Source organism: Bradyrhizobium sp. S69, from assembly GCF_009766005.1.
GTDB lineage: Bacteria > Pseudomonadota > Alphaproteobacteria > Rhizobiales > Xanthobacteraceae > Bradyrhizobium.
Genome location: NZ_LMUK01000044.1, coordinates 1 through 1341, shown reverse-complemented (window position 1 = coordinate 1341; position 1341 = coordinate 1). Strand labels below are relative to the sequence as shown.

Genomic DNA, 1341 nt, shown 5'->3' with positions numbered 1-1341 from the left:
CACGAGGAAATGTGGGCAAGCCGTCTCCAACCAAGCGACAAATGAGGATTTATCGTTGATCATCACACTTCCGAGCGTTCTGGGCGCCTTCGCTTTCAGCAAGTGGGCCCACACCCATTCGTGCAGATGGTATGCGGACAGTATGCAGTTCATCGCGCGCCCAGAGTCATCAATTTTCTCTTCGAGCGCTGCCAAGTCGTCCTTTACCTTCGCGAAAAACTCCTTTGCGTCCGTAATTGCAAACACTGTTCGCTCCTAGAGACCGCTCAGATCATCCGGCGCATCGCCGAATTTCTTGAGCACCTGGGCATCTTCAAATGTACCGGAAGATAGGTCGCCGCTCCGGCTGAACGCGATCGATCCCACGATTCCCTCTCGCCGCGACAGGTATTCCGCGCGGAGGATAGCGGCTCTCGCGCTGAGGCATTCGACCGGCTCACCGGGCGCAACACGGTCATCGGCCGCCACGAACGGCAGCGCGACGAAATAGGTAATATCGGCCATGACCGCTACTCACCATCTTGACCACGCCGCGATATTGTTCTCTTTCTGTTCTCATGTCAATCGAGACCCTTGGAGAGGCGTATCGGCTGAGCTGGCGCGTCCGCGCCCGCTGCCTCCGAGGCACGATCGAAGCCCCAAAACGACTTATCCGTTGCGACTTTGTCGCCGAACTCGACATGCAGACCCTCGTCTGGGCCAAGGGTCTGCGCTTCCCTCTTGGCAGATTGGGCAGCCGCCTCATGTGCCCACGATACGGCAGCCGGGACGTGAACGTGATCTTCGAACCGCCGCCCACGGCCGCCCGTGTCGCGGCTCGATAGCAAAAATAGTGTGAACGGACTGCGGGCTATCGAACACCTGGCGTCCGATAGTCCTCGACGACCATTCCGATTTCCACTCGTCAACGGTACGAGAATCGTATGGCTGACTTGTACCCGTACGACGACTGAAACTCGTTGAAAACCAGTGTCCTAAGCCCCCGCGTTGTCGGGCTCGCCGCCCGGCCCCTCGCCGCCAACCCGTCTAACATGCTGAAGCATGTCTCAACTAGTCGGGCTGGCGGCCGCTGTCATCCGCCCTGAAGGGCGCCCGCCATCGGCTTGGCGGCGAGGGGTCGGCCAGCGGAGCTGGACGGCCCATGCACCCTTCGGGTGCCCTCGGCAGGGGTATCGTACATGTCCGATAGTCCTCGCTTCGCTTGCGAGCTATCGAACACGTCCGATACTGGCTTCGGTGCATGGGCTGTAGCGCGACAATCTGGATGGGAACACGCATTGCCTCGTCTGGACTGTTGCCTAAAGTGATCTCGTTGCCTCACCGGTTTTGCTCCTTTCAGGC

At 59.5% G+C, this 1341-nt stretch carries 1 protein-coding gene and 1 pseudogene; both read right to left on the bottom strand.

Going from position 1 to position 1341, the window contains the following annotated elements:
* Positions 1-246, bottom strand: a pseudogene (locus tag GSQ88_RS35335) (hypothetical protein); the annotation flags it as partial.
* A gap of 9 nt (positions 247-255) precedes the next feature.
* Entirely contained in the window at positions 256-504 is a 249-nt protein-coding gene (locus tag GSQ88_RS24740; RefSeq protein WP_159010401.1) for a hypothetical protein, read from the bottom strand.
* Positions 505-1341 lie beyond the last annotated feature (837 nt).